Source organism: Amycolatopsis minnesotensis (genome assembly GCF_039529815.1).
In the GTDB taxonomy this organism is placed as follows: Bacteria; Actinomycetota; Actinomycetes; order Mycobacteriales; family Pseudonocardiaceae; genus Amycolatopsis; species Amycolatopsis minnesotensis.
This window is the reverse complement of record NZ_BAAANN010000004.1, coordinates 201,445-221,470: the sequence shown is the minus strand read 5'-3', so window position 1 is coordinate 221,470 and position 20,026 is coordinate 201,445. Positions and strand designations below refer to the sequence as shown.

Genomic DNA, 20,026 nt, shown 5'->3' with positions numbered 1-20,026 from the left:
GGCTGTCACGATCCTCAGCTGGTGATTTCGAGGGTGCGCACGATCTCCTCACAGGCCGAGGCGACCCGTTCGCGTGGCACCACCCCGGCATACTGACAGCCGATGCTCACCTGCACAGTGCCTTTCGGCAACACGAACCAGTCGGTCACCGCGCTCGGCTTCGTCTCCCGGTAGGAGATGACGGCCTTGCCCGCGTAGGTGGCGTCCGGGTTGAACTGGGAGTACTGCGGTTTCTCGCCGATACCCGCGCGGAGCTGATCGACGAACTGCGCCCGGTTCGCGGTCGCGTCGGAGATCAGCAGGAACTCCTGCACGGCGACGAGGTCGTCGGCCTGCTGCGCGTCGGCCGGTTTGAGCACCGACTGCCGGATCTGGACGTTGTCGTCGGTCTGGGCCCAGTCCGTCGGGGCCACGAACCGGTAGTGGTACTGCGCGACCGGCCTGCCCTGCGCCCGCGCCGAGTCGTCGCTGTTCTTCGTGAGCACGATCGGGATCGTCACCGCGGCGGCGGCCACGACGAGCGCCGCGGCGCCGATCAGCCACCACCTCCTCGTCTTGCGCGCTGGCTTCGGCGGCTCGGGAGCTTGCACCGGCCGCAACGGGCGAGGCGGGGGCAACGGCACCAGCGGGCGGCCGACCGGCCCCTGGCGCGCTACGTTTAGCCCGCTAAACGCACGGGGCGCCGGGCGTGGGGGTGGGGGGTCGGTGGGGCGGACGACCGTGGTCGGGCGGTCCGGGTTCGAGCCGGGGGGCGCGATGCCGCCGGGTGGGGTCGCGCGGACGGGCACGGGGCGGACGGGGTCGATCTGGACGGCCCGGAGGGCGCCACGGGCGACCACGGTCTCGGGCTGGTCCAGCGTGGTCGGCACCACGCCGGTGCGCTCGTGGACGAGCCGCGAAATCATCGGGACCCGGCTCGAACCGCCGACCAGGAAGATCGCCGTCAGCTGCCGCGGCCGCAGCGCCGCCTCGTCGATCGCCGACACCGTGAGCTCGACGGCGCGCCCGAGCGACGGGGCGATGAGCCGCTCCAGGTCCTCCCTGGTGACGTGGGCGTCGGCGAACGGCGGCGGCATCGGCACATCGGTGTAGGTGTGCCGCGACAAGGTCTCCTTCGCACCGCGGACGTCCTGGTGGAGCACGCGGCGACGGCGGCGGTCGGCGAGTTCCCTGCCGTCGACCAGCTGGCTCCACGCACCGGGATCGGTCGCCGAGACCAGCGAGCCGACGTGGTCGAGCAGCGACTGGTCGATATCGGCGCCGCCGAAGCTGGGATCGCCCCTGGTCGCGAGCACCTGGAACCCGCCGCGGGTGGTGCCGGAGGCGCGGCGGACCACGCTGACGTCCACGGTCCCGCCGCCGAGGTCCAGCACGGCAAGCGTGTCGCCGGCGGCGCCGCTGAACTCGACCGTGCGCTCCTGGTTCACCTCGGTGGGCGCGAACGTGGCCGCGTGGTAGACCGCCGCGGCCACCGGTTCGGGTACCAGCGCGACCTGGTGTGCGAGCCCGCCGGCGGCCTGCCGGAGGAGCCGGGTCCTGACCGCGCCCCAGTTCGCGGGGTGGGTCAGCACCAGCAGCGAAACCTCGGCTCCGCCGGCAAGCCGTCGCGCCTCGCTGACGGCTCGGTTCAGCACCGCGCGGACCACGTCGGTCACGCGAAGGACCGTGTCACCGAGCAGGAGCTCGCCTTCATCGATCCGGCGCTTCGGGTGCGGCTCGTACCGCGACGGATCCATCGCGGCCTGGCGCTCCGCTTCCTGCCCGACGAACAGGGTGCCGTCCGCGGCGGCGTACACCGCCGAGGACATCAGCGGCTGCCCGTCCACCACGACGACCTGGGCGTCGCGGCCGTTGAGCGAGGCGACCACGCAGGTGCTCGATGTCCCGAAGTCCACCGCTACCCGCAGTGCCACGCCCTACTCCTGCCGCTGTTCGTCCCTTCGCCGCACCATCGCCGGTTTTCCGTCAGTCGGGCTGGATCCACGAAACCTGCAGGAGCTTCTTGGACACCTTACGGCTGACCAGCTGCCCGCGGCCCGGCGGCATCGCGCTGGGACGCACGGTGCCGAGCAGCACGCCTTCGTCACGGGACCCGTTCATCACCATGCCGGGTGCCGCGATCTCCTTCAGCTTGCCGAGGATCGGGTCGTACAGCGCGCGGGACGCGCCACCGGTGCGGCGGGCGGCGATGACGTGCAGGCCGACGTCCTTGGCCTGCGCCAGGTAGTCGCTGAGCGGGCGCAGCGGGTTGTTGGTCTGCGTCACCACGAGGTCGTAGTCGTCGACGATCACGAACAGCTCCGGACCGGTCCACCAGGACCGGTTGCGCAGCTGCTCCGGCGTGACATCGGGACCGGGCAGCCGCCGTGACATCGACCCGGCGATGTCGCTGATCATCGTTTCGAGCTGCTGGCTCGAAACCGCGTACCCGAGCAACTGGTCGCCCTCGACGAACCCGAGCATCGTGCGCCGGTAGTCGACCAGCACGATGACCGCTTCCTTGGCGGTGTACCGCTCGGTGATGCCGCGGGCGATCTGCCGGAGCAGGTTCGTCTTGCCCGACTCCCCGTCGCAGAACGCCATGAAGTGCGGTTCCGCGGTGAAGTCGAGGTAGACCGGCGCGAGCTCTTCCTCGTCGACGCCGATCGGGATGAGCTTGGTGTTCCGCTTCTGGTCCATCGCCAGCACGTCGTCGTAGCTGATGAGCTCCGGCAGCAGGCGGACCTGCGGCGCGTGGCGGCCCTTCCAGGCGCCGCGGATCCTGGCCACCGCGTCGCTGACGCCGGCACCGACGTCGTTGGCGTCGCTGGACCCGTCGATCCGGGGCAGTCCGGTGAGCAGGTGCAGCTTGTCCCTGGTCAGGCCACGGCCCGGCCGCCCTTCCGGCACGTTCACCGCGACCCTGCGGTCGATGTCGGATTCGGTCGGGTCACCGAGCCGGAGCTCGAACCGGGTGCCGAGCATGTCCTTGATCGCGGGCCGGATGTCGGCCCACCGGTTCGCGGCGACGATCACGTGCACGCCGTAGGTGAGGCCGCGCTGCGCGAGCATCGTGATCGTGGTCTCGAGCTCTTCGAAGTCGTCCCGGATGGCACGCCAGCCGTCGACGATCAGGAACGCGTCGCCGAAGGGGTCCTGGTCCGGCGTGATCTCACCGCGGCGCTTCCGGTTGCGGAACTCGTTCATCGAGTCGATGCCCAACGCGCCGAACCGGCCTTCGCGTTCGTTCGCGAGCGCGTTCAGCTCGGCGACGATGCGGCGCGCCTTGTCCGGCTCGCGGCGTGCGACGGCGACCCCGCCGACGTGCGGCAGGTCCGCGAGCCCGGCGAGCGTGCCACCACCGAGGTCGACGCAGTAGAACTGCGCTTCCTCGGGGGTGTGGGTCAGCGCCATGGACATGATCAGCGTCCGCAGCATGGTCGACTTGCCGGACTGCGGCCCGCCGATCAGCACGGCGTGCCCCGACGCACCGGAGAAGTCCGCCCAGAGCGGGTCCCGTCGCTGCTCGTACGGCCGGTCGACGATGCCGAGCGGGATCTGCAGCCTGCCGTTGCCGAAGAACCCGACCGGGGAAAGTCCCCTGTCCTCGGTCGGGTTGAGGTTGGGCAGCAGGGTGTCGAGGGAGCTCGGCTCGTTCAACGGCGGCAGCCACACCTCGTGCGCGGGCGGGCCCTGGCCGATCAGCCGGTTGACGATCACGTCGAGCTCGCTCGGCTCGACCGCCTCTTCCGGCTTCTCCTCCTTCTTGACCTCGACCTGCTCGATCTCCGGTTCGGGTTCCGGCGGCAGCTCCACGAAGTCCGGCACGAACATCTGCGGCCGCTTGTCCGCCCTGACCACGCTGGCCACCGGCCCCGCGGCCTGGATACCGGACGGCCGGTACGGGCCGGAGACGTAGGAGGCCTTGAACCGGACCATCGTCGAGGTGTCGTACTTCAGGTAGCCCGACCCCGGGATGGACGGCAGCTCGAACGCGTCCGGCACCCCGATCGCCGCGCGCGACTCCGCCGCGGAGAAGGTCTTGAGGCCGATCCGGTACGACAGGTGCGAGTCGAGACCGCGGAGCTTGCCCTCCTCCAGCCGCTGGGACGCCAGCAGCATGTGCATCTGCAGCGACCGGCCCAGCCGCCCGATCGCGACGAACAGCTCGATGAAGTCCGGCTTCGCGGACAGCAGCTCGGAGAACTCGTCGACGACGATGAACAGCGCGGGCAGCGGGTCGAGGTCGGCGCCGTTCTCCCGCGCCTTCTCGTACTCCCAGACGTTCTTGAAGTTGCCGCCGTTCTTCAGCGCCTCCTGGCGCCGGTTCATCTCACCGGCGAGCGCGTCCTTCATGCGGTCGACCAGGGTGACCTCGTCGGCGAGGTTGGTGATGACCGCGGAGACGTGCGGCGCGCTGTCGAGCCCGAGGAAGGTCGCACCACCCTTGAAGTCGACCAGCACGAAGTTGAGCGTGGTCGACGAGTGCGTGGCGAGCATGCCGAGCACGAGCGTGCGCAGGAACTCCGACTTACCGGAACCGGTGGCGCCGATGCACAGGCCGTGCGGGCCCATGCCCTCCATCGCCGCTTCCTTGATGTCCAGCTCGACCTGCTGGCCGTACTCGCCGATGCCGAACGGCACGCGGTACCGGTCGCGGACCGGGCGCGGCCGCCATGCCTGCTGCACGTCGAAGGTCATCGGGTCGCCGGGGATGCCGAGCAGTTCGAGCAGCGTCGGGTTCGACAGCAGCGGCTCGTCCTCGCTGGCCTCCTGCGCCGCGCTGCCGACGCGGTACGGCGACAGCTTGCGGGCGAGCGCCTCGACCTCGACCACGCTCAGCTTGTCCGGCTTGCCGAACCACTCGACACCGCCGGCACTGCGCGCGCCGAGGCGCTCCTCCTCGACGACCAGCCGCAGCCCGCGGCGGGCGGCGAGGTTCCCGATCGAGTCCGACAGGTCGACGATGGTGACCCCGACCAGCCCCTCTTCGAGGATGATCTGCTCTTCCCTGGTCACTTCCGCGTCGTCCACGATGATCACGACGTGCGGCTGGTCAGGGGCGGGTGTCGCGTTGCGCGAGAACCGGGGGCGATCGCGGAGCTCCGCGTCGAGCCACTGCTCGATCTGCGCCAGCGAGCCAGCCATCATGCGCAGCTGGCCGATGCCGTCGGCGAGTTCGGGGTGCTGGACGTGCGGCAGCCACTTCGCCCATTCCCATTCGTCCTTGGCCCTGCCCGCGGTGGCCACGGCGATCAGCACGTCGTCCGAGCTGTGGAACGTCACGAGCTGGGCCAGCATGGCGCGGGTCAGGCCGCGGGTCAGCTCGCGCTCGCCCTGCATGCTCACCGCGGCGAACCCGCGCAGCGTGATCTGGGTGGGCAGCTCCGGCACGATCGAATGGGCGCGCACGAAACGGCGCAGCGCCAGCGTGGCGATCGGTTCGAGCTCGTCGACCGGGCCGGTCTGCGGTGGCACGAGGCGAGTGGCCAGCCGGTGCGAACTGCGGCCGACGCGCAGGTGCAGGAAGTCCTGGTCGTTCTGGCGCCGCTCCCACATCCGCCTGCTGGCGGCCAGCGACCACAGCATCTGCGGATCGGGGTGCACCCACTCGAGCGAGGCGCGCTGGTCGGCCATCGCCTCGCGCGCCCTGTCCCGCATCTGGCCGAGGTAGCGCAGGTAGTCCTTGCGGTCCTCGTTCATCTCGGCCTTCTTGGCCCCGCCGCCCTTGCCGCCGCCTGCCATCATGCCGCCCATCGAGGCGAGCATCATGATCGGCATCATCATGGTCATCGGGTTCTTCGCCGCCGCGCCACCGCCGATGAACATCACGCCGACCATGCCGAGCGTGGACAGGACCATCACGACCGGCAGCAGCTTCATCATGATGTTGCCCGGGATGGTGCGCGGCACCTCGGGCGGCGGTTCGAGGTGCACCTCACCGCCGGGTGGGCGCGGCGCAGCCAGGCGTGGCAACTTCTTGAACTGCAGCGTGCTCACCGGAAGAACCCCTCTTCAACTCGGCTGTGCGGACTGCCCGGTCCGCGGCCGGTCCACACGTTAGCGAACCAGGCGGGGCGCGCGGGCGAAGACCGCCCAACCGAGCCTGTTCCGGCGAACACGCACCACGGCGCGTCCGCGTCGTTGATACTAGGGCCGCCCACCGACAGGTCCGCGCCCGAGAAGACCGTCGGCGGGTGCCGACCGGCGCCGCGTCGCAGCCTGCCTTTGCCGGGCACGCGCGGGCGGGCGAAGATGTGGCCGCCGCAGTTCGGTATAAGTACCGCAGGAATCTCTCCAGGTAGGGGGCAGGCACGTGGCGACGGGCACGACGGTATTCAGCAGGGTGACGGTGGTGGCCCCACGCACCCGGATCGACGTGGCGCTTCCCGCCGACGTCGCGGTCGCCGACCTGCTGCCGATGCTGCTGGACATGGCGAAGGAAGCCACTCCGGACGGCGGTGCGCGGCACGGCGGCTGGGCACTGGCCAAACTCGGCGACGCCCCGCTCGACCCGAGCCGTACCCTCGCTTCGCTCGGCATCGTCGACGGCGAGCTGCTGCAGCTTCGCCGCCGCAACGAGAACCCGCCGCCACCGCTCTACGACGACGTCGTCGACGCGATCGCCGAATCGGATCCCGACAGCTTCCGGCCGTGGACGAAGGAAACGGCGAAGAAGATCGGGCACATCGCGGGCGGGCTCGCACTCGTCCTCGCCGCGCTGGCCCTGTTCATGGGCGGCTCCCTCTACGGCGGCAGCGCGGTCGCGTCCGCGGTGGCCGGTGGTGTCGGCGCCATCGCCTGCCTGGCGATCGGCGCGACGCTGGCGAAGGCGTACCAGGCGGAAGCGACCGGTGTCGTCGTCGCGGCCGCGGGCGGGCTGCCGTTCGCCTTCGTGGCCGGCTTCTACAGCGTGCCCGGCCTGTCCATGCGCGCGAACCTCCTGCTCGCCTGCGGCCTGCTGGTGATCCTCGCCGGTGTCGCGATCCTCGTGATGGGCTCGGGCATCACCACGTTCATCGCGGCGGCCACCGCCGGTGTCATCGGGGTGATCGCGTTCGGCGTCGCGACCTTGATCGCGCACCCCGCGGCCGGGATCGCGGCCGGCACGACCGCGGTGGCGCTGGGCTGCATCTCCATCCTGCCGAGGGCGACCATCTGGCTGGCGAAGCTGCCGCTGCCGCACGTGCCGGGCAGCGCGGAGGAGCTCAAGGAGGACTCCGGCTTCCCGGACTACACCGCCATCGAGCGCCGCACGAACATCGCGCACAACTACATGACCGGGCTCCTGATCGGCTGCGGCGTCGCGGCCGCGATCTCGGCGATCATCGCGTCGAGCTCGCCGAGCGTGTTCGGCATCATCATGGGCGTCGTCGCGACGCTGGTCCTGCTGCTGCGCGGGCGCGCCTACGCCAACGGCAGCCAGGCGATCGCCCTGCTCGCCACCGGCATGCTCGCCGCCGCGGGCATCCTGGTGAACTGGCTGTTCACCCAGGACACGTTCGGCAGGCTGCTGTGGGTGTTCGGGTCGCTCGTGCTCATCGCGGCCGCCGCGCTCGTGGTCGGCGTCGTCTTCCCGAACCAGCGCTTCTCGCCGCCGCTGCGACGGACCGTCGAGATCATCGAGGCCGTGTGCATCGCGACCGTCCTCCCGCTCGCGCTCGCGGTGATGGACCTGTACGCGACCCTGCGGCACATCAACCTCGGCAGCTGAGCAAAGGACATGCCGGCTACGCGCTACAGCAAGGGGGCGCGCGTGCGTTCTACGAAGGTTCCCGGCCGGGTCACGGCCGCGGCGCTCGCCGCCACCGTCGCGGTGCTCGGCCCCGGCCTCACCCCGGTCACCGCCGTCGCACAGCCATCGGACGCCACGGCTTGGAAGCCGCCCCCGCTGGACTCGAGCACGGCGCCACCCGACGACGGCGGCGGGCACGGCTCCATCGCGTACGAGAAGTCGAAGGAGTGCGTCAAGCGGAAGCTCGGCGCCACCGTCCAGGTGCAGAACGCGCCGTGGGGGCAGGACTACCTCCAGATCAGGCAGGCGCAGGAGCTCGCCAAGGCCAAGCGGGGCAGCGCGGGAGGCGGCGTCAGGGTCGCGGTGATCGACACCGGCGTCCGCGCGCACCCCGGACTCTCCGACCGGCTCGAAGCAGGCGGCGACTACGTCACCGCGACCGGCGACGGCACCGAAGACTGCGACGGGCACGGGACCGAGGTCGCCGGCATCATCGCCGGGCGAACCGGGCCCGACATCGGGTTCACCGGTGTCGCACCCGACTCGCGCATCGTCACGATCCGGCAATCGAGCCAGAACTACAAGAAGCCGGAAAAGACCGCCGCGCCACCGGCCGCGCCTTCGACCGGGGCGCCGCCTCCCGGCGGTTCCGGCCAGCCACAACCTCCGTCGCAGTCGCAGTCGCAGCTGCCGCCGAGCCAGAGCGGCGGCGGACCAGCCGCGGGCACCGGGCCGCAGCAGCAGGGTGGCAGCGGAGGCCGTCAGCAGGGCGACGGCGAAGGCAGCGCCGGGACCGTCGACACGCTGGCGAAGGCGGTGCGGCGCGCGGCCGATCACGCCAACATGGTCGGCGGCGTGATCAACATGTCGGTCGACAACTGCCGGTCCTCGGCTGGCGGCTTGATAACCCCCGGTGAACGCAACCTGCAGGCCGCGATCCACTACGCCGTCGCCGAGAAGAACATCGTGGTGGTGGCCGCGGCGGGCAACAAGTCCGAAGGGTGCCCGCAGAACGACCAGGCGGACCCGAACCAGCCGAAGACCGTCGTGACACCGCCGTGGTTCAGCAACGAGGTGCTCTCGGTCGGCGCGATCGACAAGACCGGCGGGATCGCCGACTTCAGCATCAGGGGCCCGTGGGTCAGCGTCGCGGCGCCCGGTACCGACATCATCTCGCTCGACCCCGCCGAAGGCTCGTCGGAACTGGCCAACCAGACCATCGAGGACGGCAAGGAGCAGACGATCCAGGGCACCAGCTTCGCCGCCCCGTACGTCTCGGGCGTGGTGGCGCTGGTCAGGGCGCAGTTCCCCAATCTCAACGCCGCGCAGGTGATGCACCGGATCACGAGCACCGCGCAGCACCCCGGCGCGAACGGGGGGCGGGACAACTTCGTCGGCTACGGGGTGGTGAACCCGATCGCCGCGATGACCGCGATCGTGCCCCAGGAAGAGGGCATCACGCTGCCGGGCGACCCGCCGCCGGACAACAGCCTGCCCGAGCTGCCGACGAAGAACTGGACGCCGATGGTGGTCGCGCTCGCCGGTACGGGCGGCGGGCTGATCGCCCTGCTGGTCACCCTGTTCGTGGTGCACACGATCCGGCGGAACCGGCCTGAAGGCGGGGGCGGCACCCGAAAACCCGCGTGATGGTCCGGCGCTACAGTTCGCGGGCTAAACGTTCCCGTGGCCCGACTCAGGCCGGAACGTTTAGCCCGCGAACTGTAGCGGGGGCCTTCGGCGGGAAGGGCCGCCCCGGGACGTTTAGCCCGCTAAAGGTGCGCCGGGACAGGTCAGTCCTTTCCGATGACGGGTGGGGCCACCCGGTCCGGTTTGCCGAAGAGTTCCTTCGGGTCGGTCTGCGGCCGCGCCTTGCCCTTCCGCTGCCGCTCGGCGCCCGCCTGCCCGAGTCCACCCATCCCCATCGGCACCATGCCCATCATCGGCGCACCTTGCGCTCCCCTCGGCTGCCCCGGGGCAACCACCTCCGCCTCGGGCACAGCGATACCGGGCGCATGGTCCACGGGTGGTACCGCGGCCGTCTGATGTCCGACGTCACCGACGGCGCCGTGACCGGGGTCAGCGGGCGATTCCTGTGCCGCCGAAGCCGGGGTCGTCCCGTCCGCAGGCGTGTCCGGGCTCTCCTCTTCGGCCCAGTCGTACATCGTCAGATGCCCACCGACAGCACCCGCACCCGAATCCCCGGCCACCGGCGGGTTCGCCCGCGGTCGCGGTTCGCCGAGCACGAACCGTTCGTCGGGATACCGGTGGGCCAGGTCGACTCCGGCGCCGGTCGACTTGCCGTCTTCGACGCCGGCGCAGAATTCCGCGAAGCCCTCGAGAACATCGCCGACGGAATCGTGCAGCTGCCTGGCCGCATTCCCCGCGGCCAAGAGCTGCTTTCGCGCCCGCTCTTCCCCGCCGACCGGCAGGCTCGCCGATTCGGACACGACCTCAGCCGTGTCGATCATGAGATCGGTCAGGTCCCGGCCGATCTGCGACAGCCCGCTCGCCACTTCGTCGAGCGCGTCGGCCATGGAGACGAAGACGTCCTCCACCGCGCCGCCCGCGAGGGTGATTTCGCGGACGTAGGCGACGAAGGCGTCCGCGTTCGCGCCCTCCCACACCGCGTCCAGCGAGCCGAGCGGTCCGTCGACATCGGTCGCGGCCTGCCCGGCGACCTCCCCCGCCGCACGCCAGCGCCGCGCCTCGGCACGGAGATCCGACCACCGCCCGATCACGGGGTCGAAGTACTGCGCCACGATATCCGTGGTCCCGAGCTGGGAAGCGAGTTCCGACAGGTACTTCAGGTGCCCACTGGCTTCGGACCGCAGGTCGTCGCCATCGGTCGTCACGCTCATCGGGCGTCCTTGATCTTTTTGAGCTTCGCCGCCGCGTTGGCATCGCCTTCGGCCTGGCTGGCAGCGACCACGCGCAGTGTGCCGGATGCCGACTCGAGGGCCTGTGCGCCCGCATTCAGCTGGGCGAGCAGTGCGCCGGCCGCGCGGGCGTAGGCGTCGACGACGACGTTTTGCCCGCTAACTGCACCGAACGTGCCAGCCGAGAGCCCGCCATCGGTGAAGGCCGATCGAGCCTCGGCGAGCCGATCCGACGCCGACCGCATCGTCTCCGCGTACGCGGCCACGCCGTCCGCGTCCATTTTGAAGCCGGCCACGGCATGCCCCTTCCCACTCAGGTGCAGGGTTCGACGGCGGCGAGCCGCGCGCGGTTCCAGGTCCTAGTTCCCCGGTTGCGTGCCCTGCGCCTGCGGCTGCTGGGTCGGGAACTCCCCCGCCCTCGGGTCGACCGGGACGGAGTCGTAGTTCCGCCGGACGTCGGTCGTGTTGAGCGACGCCCCTGTCGGCAGCAACCGGATGATGGCGTCCGGCGCCGGTCGCGGGTTGTCCAGCCCGAGACCGGTCGCGGTCGGCATGTCCGGCACGCCGTACCGGAGCCCGCGATCCGAAATCAAGCTGATCGGGCCGGTCGTGAAGGACGCCTTCGACGTCGCGGAACGCACCACCGCGGCCCGGCCGGGCGGCATGTAGAAGTGGTCGATCTTCAGGCCGTCCGGGCTCTGCTGCCGGATGTTGAGCACCTGGTTCTGGTCCTTCGGGCCCGGCATGTCCGAGCTGACGTAGACCGCGGTGTGCGCGTCTTCGTTCGCGGTGCCCGCGTTCACGATGTTCCAGCCGAGGCAGCTCACCGGGCTGCCCTTGCCCGCGTCGAGCACGGTCGGGATGCCCTGCGGCATGTTGTCGACCTTGAGCGCGCCTTGGTCCTCCGCGCGCACCTGCGGGACCCTGCTGACCTTCTCCGGGCTTTCCTGGGGCATCTCGCCGCGCGAGCTGGGGCTCCGCTCGAACCGGATCATCGCGGCGGTCGCCTGCGATACCTCCTGGATGCCGTTCTGCAGGATCGCGTAGAAGACGGGCTGGTTTCCTCGCGACGTTTCGAAGACGTCGCCGGTCTGCAGGCCACCGAGGTCGAAGGTGCTCGTGGAACCCGCGCCGGCGATCTCCGGCGGGGTCAGCATTTCCACCTCGGGGATGGCGTTGAGCATGCCCATCGAGATGTGGCGGCCCTTCTTGGGCAGCCCGAGCGCGGTGGCTACCGACGTCTTGTTCGGGTCGATCTGCGCACGCACGGCGTTGGCGTTGGGCCGGTTCGGGTTGTACGGCAGCCGGTAGATGAGGTAGCTCGTCCCGTTGTCACCGGTGACCAGCAGGGCTTCGTTGTTGCCGAGTTCGGTGCCCAGCTGGGGCACACCGCCGAACACCGTGGTCTCCGTCGTCGCCTTCTCGGCCGCGGTCTGCGGCGGAAGCGTGGGGTCGATGATCGTCTTGTCGCAGATCGCCCAGTCGTCGGAGATCCGCTGGTCCTTGTTCGGCAGCAGCTGGGGCGCGTCGACGATCCCGGTCAGCCTGCCGCGCGGGATGTCCTTGAGCTGTTCGTCGGAGATCACGGTGGGCTGCACGGCGCTCCCGCCGGCGCTCCCCTGCGCACCGCCGCCCTTGTTCTGCTGGGCCATCAGGTACAGCCGCGCGGAAGCGAGGTTGAACGTGGGGACGAGCGTCTTGGGATTGCCCGCCACGACGTAGACGGCACCGGATTCCTTGCCGATGACGATATTGCCGCCATCCGGCACCGCCGGGGATGCGCTGAAGAACCCGACGACGATGAACGCGATCATGCCGAGCGCCGCCAGGATGACGCCGACGATCGTCGCCCGTGTGTGCGTCCGCATCGGATCGTGCAGCATCACGGCGTCCCGGCGCACCAGCGCGGACTGCATGCGGCGCAGTACGAACTGATAAGCCTGGACTTGAGACTTGGTTGTCGGTGTTGACGGCATTCTCGACCTACAGCTCTCCCAGTCGCGGTACGGTTCCGCAGGATAGCCGTACGGGGACCGTCTGGTGTGGGTTTCTACCAAGCCGAGTTAGGGTCGGGTACCTCGGGACAGGCTTTCGGGGTATGCAGCACATCACGAGGGGAAGAAACGCGCGGATGTCCGTCACCACTCCTCCACGTCCACCAGGGCCACCTGGGGCCCAGCCGCCCGGCAGGCCGGGCCAACCGCCCCGGCACGGGAGACCTGGCGGCCCCGTGGGCGGTCCCGGCGGACCTGGCCAACGCGGTCCTGGCGGACCCGGTGGCCGCAGTGGTGGCCCTGGCGGACCGGGGGGCCCTGGCGGACCGGGGGGACCTGGCGGTCCCAATGGCCCCGGAGGGCCTGGCGGTCCGGGTGGGCCGGGTGGGCCGGGCGGTCCACCACCGGGTCAGCCGCCCGCAGGTGGTCCGCCGCAGCCCGCCGCAATCGCCCCGCCGTCGCGTCGCCGGAACGAAGGCACCAATCTCGGTCCGCTGCCGGTGGTCAACCTGGTCGTGCTCGAGGTCGGGCTCGCGATCGGCCTGATCCTGCTCGCGATCAACCAGTCACTGCTGTACGTCGGCATCGGCGTGCTCGTGGTGGCGCTCGTGATCGCGATCCTGCGCTGGCGTGGGAAATGGTTCACCCAATGGGTTGGACTCACCGCGCGCTACACGTTCCGGACGCACGAGCGCGTGGCGAACCCCGCACCACCCGCGAGCCTCGAAACCATTGCCGCGGAAGAAGACTCCGTCACGGGCCCGGATGACGCACGGGTCAACCTGCTGCGCCTGGTCGTGCCCGATCTCGTCGTCGCGCACGGGATCGACCACGAACGCCAGCAGGTCGGCCTCGCCTGGCACGAAGGCACCTGGACGGCCGTGCTCCTCGTCGAACCCGCCCCCGGCCTGATCACCCAGGCAGGCGGCGCGCCGAGTCTGCCGCTTTCGGCTCTGGCGCCGTGCCTCGAAGACCGCGGTGTCGTCCTCGACTCCATCCAGATGATCTGGCACTGCTATCCCGGGAGTGCGGCGCTGCCGTCGGACTCACCGGCGCTGAGCTCGTACATGGAGGTGCTGGGGCCGCTGCCGGCGGCGGCACGCCGCACCACGTGGATCACCGTGCGCCTCGACCCGCGTCGCTGTGCCGAAGCGATCCGGGAGCGCGGCGGCGGCGTGGTCGGCGCGCACCGCGCGCTGATCGGCGCGCTGTCCCGTGTGCGGAACGCCCTGGAATCACGCGGTGTGCCCACTCGTCCGCTGGACCCGGACGAGTTGCTCCGCGCCGGGATTTCCGCCGCTGAGCTGACCGCGGTGGCCGGTTCCAACTCCAAGGTCGGGCTGCAGGAACACTGGACGAGCGTGACTTCCGCGGGCATCGGCCACGCGAGTTACGCGATCACCAGCTGGCCGAAGGGCAAGATCACCAACACGCTCAACGCGCTGACCAGCGTGCGGGCGCTTTCGTCGACCGTGGCGATGTCGATCTCGCCGTCTGCCGACGAAGGGCAGATCGGCCTGCGCGGCGTCGTCAGGATGAGCGCGCGCAACCCGCGTGAGCTCGAAGCGGCGGACGAGCGGCTGAACGGCATTTCGAGCCGCGTCGGGGTCACGCTGACTCCGCTGCGGGGGCTTCAGATCGACGGGCTTGCGGCGACGCTGCCGATGGGAGGGACGGCATGACCTCGCGGCTGCGAGACGCCGGGCACAACGTCGGCGTGGCGCCTGAGTTCACGGTGGACCCCAGTCTTCTCGACGCGATCAGCCCGTCGGGCGACCGCGGCGGGATCGTGCTCGGCTCGGGGCTCAAGGGCGAGCCGCTGACGATTTCGGCCCTGCGGTCGGCTCCGACGAGGATCGTGCTGGTCGGGGGGCTCTACCTGGCACGGCAGGTCGCGCTCCGCGCGATGGCCGTCGGCGCCTGGGTCGTCATCGCGACCGGGCGGCCGGCCGCGTGGCAGATGCTGCCGAAGGCGGCGGGCGCGCAGCAAGGCGGCAACCCGTCTCCCCTCGTGCAGATCCGGCGGCTGTCCCCCGTCGAACTGCCACGGCCCTCGGAAGACGCGCCACTGCTCGTCGTGACCGACGGCGGGCCCACTCCGCAGGACCTGTTCCCGCCCCGCTCGCCGTGGCAGACGACGGTGTACGTGCTGCCCTACCTCCATCCACAGGCCGCGGCGACGGCGAACGCGGCGGACATGGTCCTGATGCAACGCCTGCCGGCCGGGCAGGCTGAGCTGGCCGCGCGGATCTGGCGTCTCCCGCCGCAGATGATGCGTCAGCTGACAACGCTGAAGGATGACCAGGTCGTCGCGCTCGGACGAAACCTGTGGCGCCCGTTGCGCCTGGTCACAACCCCGAAAGAGCAGCAACTCCTGGGCCCCGTGCGCCGAGGCGACTAGGTCCCCCGGCACGTTTAGCGGGCTAAACGCGAGGATTCGCCTGCTCGGTACGTTTAGCGGGCTAAACGTACCGGGGCGCACAGGGACGCGGGGGGTGGCTAGTTGGCGGGCGACCCTGTGGATAACTGTGCGGGTTGTGGATAAGTCGGGGTTTCGCGAGCCCTGACGCATCGGAGTGTCGGTGCGGGCCGCAACGGTCGGATCATGTCTGATTCCTATGTCACCGGCACCCCTGAGCTGCCGGAAGTGTTCCGAGGGTCGTGGGCGCGACGTACTGGCCTGCTCACGGAGGGCGAGCTTCGCGGCCCCAAAGTTCGAAGGTTGTTCCAGGACGCCTACGCCCGTGCCGATGTGGCCGTGACCCACGAGCTGAGGTGTCGCGCCGCAGCTCTGATCGTGCCGCGGCAGGCTGTGCTCACCGGCCGGTCCGCCGCCACCGTCCGCGGCGTCGACCTGGCGAAGCCCTACGATCCGGTCGAGTTCGTGGTCCCGGAGAAGTACCGGTTCGGCCCGATCGTCGGCATCCACGTCCGCCGGACGGCGGTGGGCCGTCGCCAGTCTCGGCACTGGCACGGCATCCGCATCGCCAGACCCGCGCGCATCACGCTCGACCTGGTGCTACGGCTGTCGCCTCGCAAACGCGGCTGGGCACGCCGCCTTCGCGAGGCCGTGCCCGACCTCGACGCGTTCCTGCGTGCGATCCACGTCCGGTTCCGCACCCTGGTGGCGATGTTCTCCCGTCGGCGCAATCGCGGGATCCGGCTGGCCCGAGAGGCTCTCCAGATGGTGGATCTGCGTGCCGAGTCCCCTCCGGAGTCCGAAACCCGGGTCATCCTGACCCTCGCGGACTACGACCCGACGCCGCAGCACCCGGTCCACGTCGGCAGGCACCGCTACCGGCTCGACCTCGCGCTCAGGCGCTACAAGGTCGGCATCGAATACGACGGGACCTGGCACAACGAGCCTGAACAGCGGCGGCGCGACCAAGCACGGCGCGCCGCCATCATCGCCGAGGGCTGGATCATGATCACTCTCACTCGCGATCATCTCGCGGGCGATCACCACCACATCCTCGAACTCGTCCAGCAAGCCGTGGACGCGCGCGCGGTGATGCGGGGTTAGAAGGCACTGCCGCGAACGTTCCGGGTCTGGTCGGCACGCGCGGCCAGTTCAGCGTCAGGGGGATAGTCGACGCCCATCAGGGTGAGGCCGTGAGCGGGTGCCACGGCGCTTTCACGCACGCCCTTTTCCAGTACTTCCACCGGCCACGCAGCGCGCCGCCTGCCGTCTCCGGCGAGCAGCAACGCCCCGACCAGGCTGCGGACCATCGAATGGCAGAAGGCGTCCGCCGAGACCGCGGCGCGGATCAGGTGGTCACCGACTCGCTGCCACTCCAGGTGCTGCAGTTCACGGATCGTCGTGCCGCCCTCGCGCTGTTTGCAGAAGGCAGCGAAGTCGTGCAGTCCGAGCAGATCCTCGGATGCCTGGTTCAGCACGTCGACCGACAGCGGACGACCCCAGGCCAGAGTGTCGTTGCGGCGCAACGGATCGACTCCCCACGGCGCATCGGACACTTGGTAGCGGTAGTGCCGTCGCGTCGCGGAGAAGCGCGCGTCGAAACCGGCCGGCGCGACGCGGGCGCCCAGCACGCGAACATCCGCGGGCAGAATGCGGTTCCAGCGGTGCCGCATCCGTATGAGGTCAGGGACGCCCAGCGCATCCACCGCCAACCTCGTCGAGGACGTTTCGCCCGCTAAAGGTAAGACGTCGACGTGGAGGACCTGGGCGGTGGCATGGACGCCGGCATCGGTGCGGCCGGCGACGACGACGGATTTCGGGACGGCGGCCCCGGGAGGCTGCTTCGCCAGGGCGTCTTCCACGACGCCCTGCACAGTGCGGCGACCCGGCTGGCGCGCCCAGCCCGAGAAGTCCGTGCCGTCGTAGCTGACGTCCAGGCGCAAGCGAACGAGCCCGCCCTCCCCAGGGGGAGTGGCGGGCTCGTTCGGGGTGTTCTCAGCCGTCAGGACTCGTCCTTGGCATCCTGCTGCGACGGCGGGAGCGAGAAGCCAGCGGCTTCGGCTGCCTCGGTCGTCGCGAACCACACCTCGGCCACGGTCTGGCCGTAGTGCGGGCTGTCCGGCGTGTGGTACAGCTTCGAGCCGGCGTTGCCCTTGATCGGGAAGCCTTCCGGCTGCGAACCGTCCTCCAGCGGGGCGTGGCTGCCCTCACCGAACGGAGCGTCCTCGGTCGAAGCGCTCTCCTCGACCTCGACGGCCTCCGCGGTCTCGGTGGCCTCGGTCTCGACCGGGGCGGCCGCCTTCGGCTCGTCCTTGGCGAACTTCGTGCCCCGCGCGGCTTCCGCCTCGGCGGTCACGGTCTTCTCCGACACCAGTTCGATGACCGCCATCGGGGCGTTGTCGCCCTTGCGCGGCAGCGTCTTGGTGATCCGGACGTAGCCGCCGGGACGGTCCACGAAGAACGGGCCGATCTCGGCGATCAGCTTGTGCACGACCGCCTTGTCGCGGATGACCCGCTGGATCTGGCGGCGGTTGTGCAGGTCGCCCCGCTTCGCCTTGGTGATGATCTTCTCGGCCAGCGGACGCATCCGCCGGGCCTTCGCCTCGGTGGTGGTGATCTTGCCGTGCTCGAACAGCGACGTGGCTAGATTCGCCATCATCATCCGCTCGTGCGCGGCGGACCCGCCGAGACGGGGACCCTTAGTGGGGGTGGGCATCGATTCTCCTCGTTCAGCTGCACAGCTGGAGGCCCTGCCCGCCCACTACGGAAATCCACGTTGGGCGGGCCTTCGCTGGCCTTACAGCTGCTCCGTCTCTGCGTAGTCCTGGCCATCGTCGTGGCCGTTGTCCGAAATGCCGTCCGTGATGCTGTCGACGCCCTCGGACCAGCCTTCACCGTCGTAGCTGGCCGCCGCGGCGGTCGGGTCGAACCCGGGCGGGCTGTCCTTCAGCGCGAGACCGAGGCCGACGAGCTTGAGCTTGACCTCGTCGATCGACTTCGCGCCGAAGTTGCGGATGTCGAGCAGGTCGGCCTCGCTGCGCGAGACCAGCTCGCCGACCGTGTGGATGCCTTCGCGCTTGAGGCAGTTGTAGGACCGGACGGTGAGGTCCAGGTCCTCGATCGGCATCGCGTAGGCGGCGATGGTGTCCGCCTCCTGCGGCGACGGGCCGATCTCGATGCCCTCCGCGTCGACGTTCAGCTCGCGCGCGAGACCGAACAGCTCGACCAGCGTCTTGCCCGCGGACGCGACAGCGTCCCTCGGCGTGATCGACGGCTTGGTCTCGACATCCAGGATCAGCTTGTCGAAGTCGGTGCGCTGCTCGACACGAGTGGCCTCGACCTTGTACGTCACCTTCAGCACCGGCGAGTAGATCGAGTCGACCGGGATCCGGCCGATCTCGGCGCCGGCCTGCTTGTTCTGCAGGGCGGGGACGTAGCCGCGACCGCGCTCGACGACGAGCTCGATCTCCAGCTTGCCCTTGCCGTTGAGCGAGGCGATGTGGAGGTCCGGGTTGTGCACGGTGACACCGGCCGGCGGGACGATGTCCGCCGCGGTGACCTCACCAGGGCCCTGCTTGCGCAGGTACATGGTGACCGGCTCGTCCTCTTCCGAGGACACGACCAGTTCCTTCAGGTTCAGGATGATGTCGGTGACGTCTTCCTTCACCCCGGGGACGGTGGTGAACTCGTGCAGCACCCCGTCGATCCGGATGCTGGTGACGGCCGCGCCGGGGATCGACGACAGCAACGTGCGCCGGAGCGAGTTGCCGAGCGTGTACCCGAATCCGGGCTCCAGCGGCTCGATGGTGAACCGGGAGCGAGTCTCGTTGACCGTCTCTTCCGCGAGAGCCGGCCGCTGCGAAATCAGCACTTTTCCTTCTCCGTTTCCTGCCGACGCCCGCCATTTGACGTCGAAAGGTGTGGCGAAGCGGCGGCGCACTCTGGGCGCCGCCGCCCGATCTCCCCGGGCCGTGGCCCGGCGGGGATCACTTCGAGTAGAACTCGACGATCAGCTGTTCCTGGACCGGAACCTCGATCTGCGCACGCTCCGGGAGCTGGTGGACCAGCACGCGGAGGTTGGACTGCACGACCTGCAGCCAGGCCGGGATCGGGCGCTCACCGAAGGACTCCTTGGCCACGACGAACGGCAGCGCGTTCAGCGACTTCGGCTTCACGTCGATGATGTCGAACTTCGAGACCTGGAAGCTCGGCACGTTGACCTTCACACCGTTGACCAGGAAGTGGCCGTGGCTCACGAGCTGACGAGCCTGGCGGCGGGTCCTGGCGATACCGGCGCGGTAGATCACGTTGTCCAGGCGCGACTCGAGGATCTGCAGCAGGTTTTCACCGGTCTTGCCGGTGCGACGGGCTGCTTCCTTGTAGTAGCGGCTGAACTGGCGCTCGAGCACGCCGTAGGTGTGGCGAGCCTTCTGCTTCTCCTGCAGCTGAAGCAGGTACTCGCTCTCCTTGACCCGGCCACGGCCGTGCTGGCCGGGCGGGTAGGGGCGACGCTCGAAAGCCTGGTCGCCGCCGATGAGGTCAACCTTGAGGCGACGCGAGATGCGCGTCGCGGGGCCGGTGTAACGAGCCATTTCTTCTTACTCCTCCCCGTTCCTCAGACCCGGCGCCGCTTGGGCGGGCGGCAGCCGTTGTGAGGCTGCGGGGTCACGTCCTGGATGGTGCCGACCTCGAGGCCCGCCGCCTGCAGCGAACGGATCGCGGTCTCCCGGCCGGAGCCGGGGCCCTTCACGAACACGTCGACCTTCTTCATGCCGTGCTCGGCGGCCTTGCGGGCGGCGTTCTCGGCGGCCATCTGCGCGGCGAACGGGGTGGACTTCCGCGAGCCCTTGAACCCGACGTGCCCGGAGGACGCCCAGGAGATCACCGCGCCGGTCGGGTCGGTGATCGAGACGATGGTGTTGTTGAACGTGCTCTTGATGTGGGCGTGCCCGTGAGCGACGTTCTTCTTTTCCTTGCGCCGGACCTTCTTGGCCCCGGCAGTACGAGACTTCGGTGGCATACT

The 20,026-nt window shown here is 69.9% G+C and carries 15 protein-coding genes; 5 read left to right on the top strand and 10 right to left on the bottom strand.

Annotated features, from left to right (window positions below; genetic code table 11):
- Positions 1–14: 14 nt before the first annotated feature.
- The gene (locus ABD256_RS06700) at positions 15–1,913 is read right to left on the bottom strand and encodes a type VII secretion-associated protein (RefSeq protein WP_344414593.1); all 1,899 of its coding nucleotides are present in this window, start codon (positions 1,911–1,913) and stop codon (positions 15–17) included.
- A gap of 52 nt (positions 1,914–1,965) precedes the next feature.
- The gene (gene eccCa / locus ABD256_RS06695) at positions 1,966–5,979 is read right to left on the bottom strand and encodes a type VII secretion protein EccCa (RefSeq protein ID WP_344414591.1); all 4,014 of its coding nucleotides are present in this window, start codon (positions 5,977–5,979) and stop codon (positions 1,966–1,968) included.
- Positions 5,980–6,325: 346 nt separating this feature from the next.
- Between eccCa and eccD the strand changes: the two genes are divergently transcribed.
- Entirely contained in the window at positions 6,326–7,693 is a 1,368-nt protein-coding gene (eccD, locus tag ABD256_RS06690) for a type VII secretion integral membrane protein EccD (RefSeq protein ID WP_344414876.1), read from the top strand.
- 9 nt (positions 7,694–7,702) lie between these two features.
- Complete coding sequence (locus tag ABD256_RS06685) at positions 7,703–9,361, top strand: type VII secretion-associated serine protease mycosin (protein WP_344414589.1); 1,659 nt, start codon at positions 7,703–7,705, stop codon at positions 9,359–9,361.
- 143 nt (positions 9,362–9,504) lie between these two features.
- On the opposite strand, the gene ABD256_RS06680 is transcribed toward ABD256_RS06685, so the two are convergent.
- The 3 genes from ABD256_RS06680 to eccB form a co-directional block, all read right to left on the bottom strand.
- A complete protein-coding gene (locus ABD256_RS06680; protein ID WP_344414587.1) occupies positions 9,505–10,572 on the bottom strand; it encodes an endo-1,4-beta-glucanase in 1,068 nt (355 codons plus the stop codon).
- Entirely contained in the window at positions 10,569–10,886 is a 318-nt protein-coding gene (locus ABD256_RS06675) for a hypothetical protein (RefSeq protein ID WP_344414585.1), read from the bottom strand. Before ABD256_RS06675 ends, ABD256_RS06680 begins: the two co-directional genes overlap by 4 nt.
- Positions 10,887–10,949: 63 nt before the next feature.
- Positions 10,950–12,566 carry a type VII secretion protein EccB gene (eccB, locus tag ABD256_RS06670; protein ID WP_344414583.1) on the bottom strand — a complete coding sequence of 539 codons (1,617 nt, stop codon included), beginning with the start codon at positions 12,564–12,566 and terminating at the stop codon, positions 10,950–10,952.
- 518 nt (positions 12,567–13,084) lie between these two features.
- Between eccB and eccE the strand changes: the two genes are divergently transcribed.
- From eccE to ABD256_RS06655, 3 genes are all read left to right on the top strand, one after another.
- Entirely contained in the window at positions 13,085–14,266 is a 1,182-nt protein-coding gene (eccE, locus tag ABD256_RS06665) for a type VII secretion protein EccE (RefSeq protein ID WP_344414581.1), read from the top strand.
- On the top strand, positions 14,263–14,985 hold the full coding sequence (locus tag ABD256_RS06660) for a hypothetical protein (RefSeq protein WP_344414578.1): 723 nt from the start codon (positions 14,263–14,265) through the stop codon (positions 14,983–14,985). Before eccE ends, ABD256_RS06660 begins: the two co-directional genes overlap by 4 nt.
- Positions 14,986–15,189: 204 nt before the next feature.
- Positions 15,190–16,107, top strand: coding sequence for a DUF559 domain-containing protein (locus tag ABD256_RS06655; RefSeq protein ID WP_344414576.1), 918 nt, complete (start codon positions 15,190–15,192; stop codon positions 16,105–16,107).
- On the opposite strand, the gene truA is transcribed toward ABD256_RS06655, so the two are convergent.
- The 5 genes from truA to rpsK all read right to left on the bottom strand — a co-directional run bounded on the left by truA (position 16,104) and on the right by rpsK (position 20,023).
- Entirely contained in the window at positions 16,104–16,940 is an 837-nt protein-coding gene (truA, locus tag ABD256_RS06650) for a tRNA pseudouridine(38-40) synthase TruA (protein ID WP_344414874.1), read from the bottom strand. The two genes, ABD256_RS06655 and truA, sit on opposite strands and share 4 nt — an antisense overlap.
- Positions 16,941–17,005: 65 nt before the next feature.
- Entirely contained in the window at positions 17,006–17,719 is a 714-nt protein-coding gene (gene rplQ, locus ABD256_RS44615; RefSeq protein ID WP_486303462.1) for a 50S ribosomal protein L17, sunset domain variant, read from the bottom strand.
- Positions 17,720–17,800: 81 nt separating this feature from the next.
- Positions 17,801–18,874 carry a DNA-directed RNA polymerase subunit alpha gene (locus tag ABD256_RS06640; protein ID WP_215547933.1) on the bottom strand — a complete coding sequence of 358 codons (1,074 nt, stop codon included), beginning with the start codon at positions 18,872–18,874 and terminating at the stop codon, positions 17,801–17,803.
- A 115-nt stretch (positions 18,875–18,989) separates the two neighbouring features.
- On the bottom strand, positions 18,990–19,595 hold the full coding sequence (rpsD, locus tag ABD256_RS06635) for a 30S ribosomal protein S4 (RefSeq protein ID WP_215547934.1): 606 nt from the start codon (positions 19,593–19,595) through the stop codon (positions 18,990–18,992).
- A gap of 23 nt (positions 19,596–19,618) precedes the next feature.
- Entirely contained in the window at positions 19,619–20,023 is a 405-nt protein-coding gene (gene rpsK, locus ABD256_RS06630; protein WP_091505007.1) for a 30S ribosomal protein S11, read from the bottom strand.
- Between the last annotated feature and the right edge of the window lie 3 nt (positions 20,024–20,026).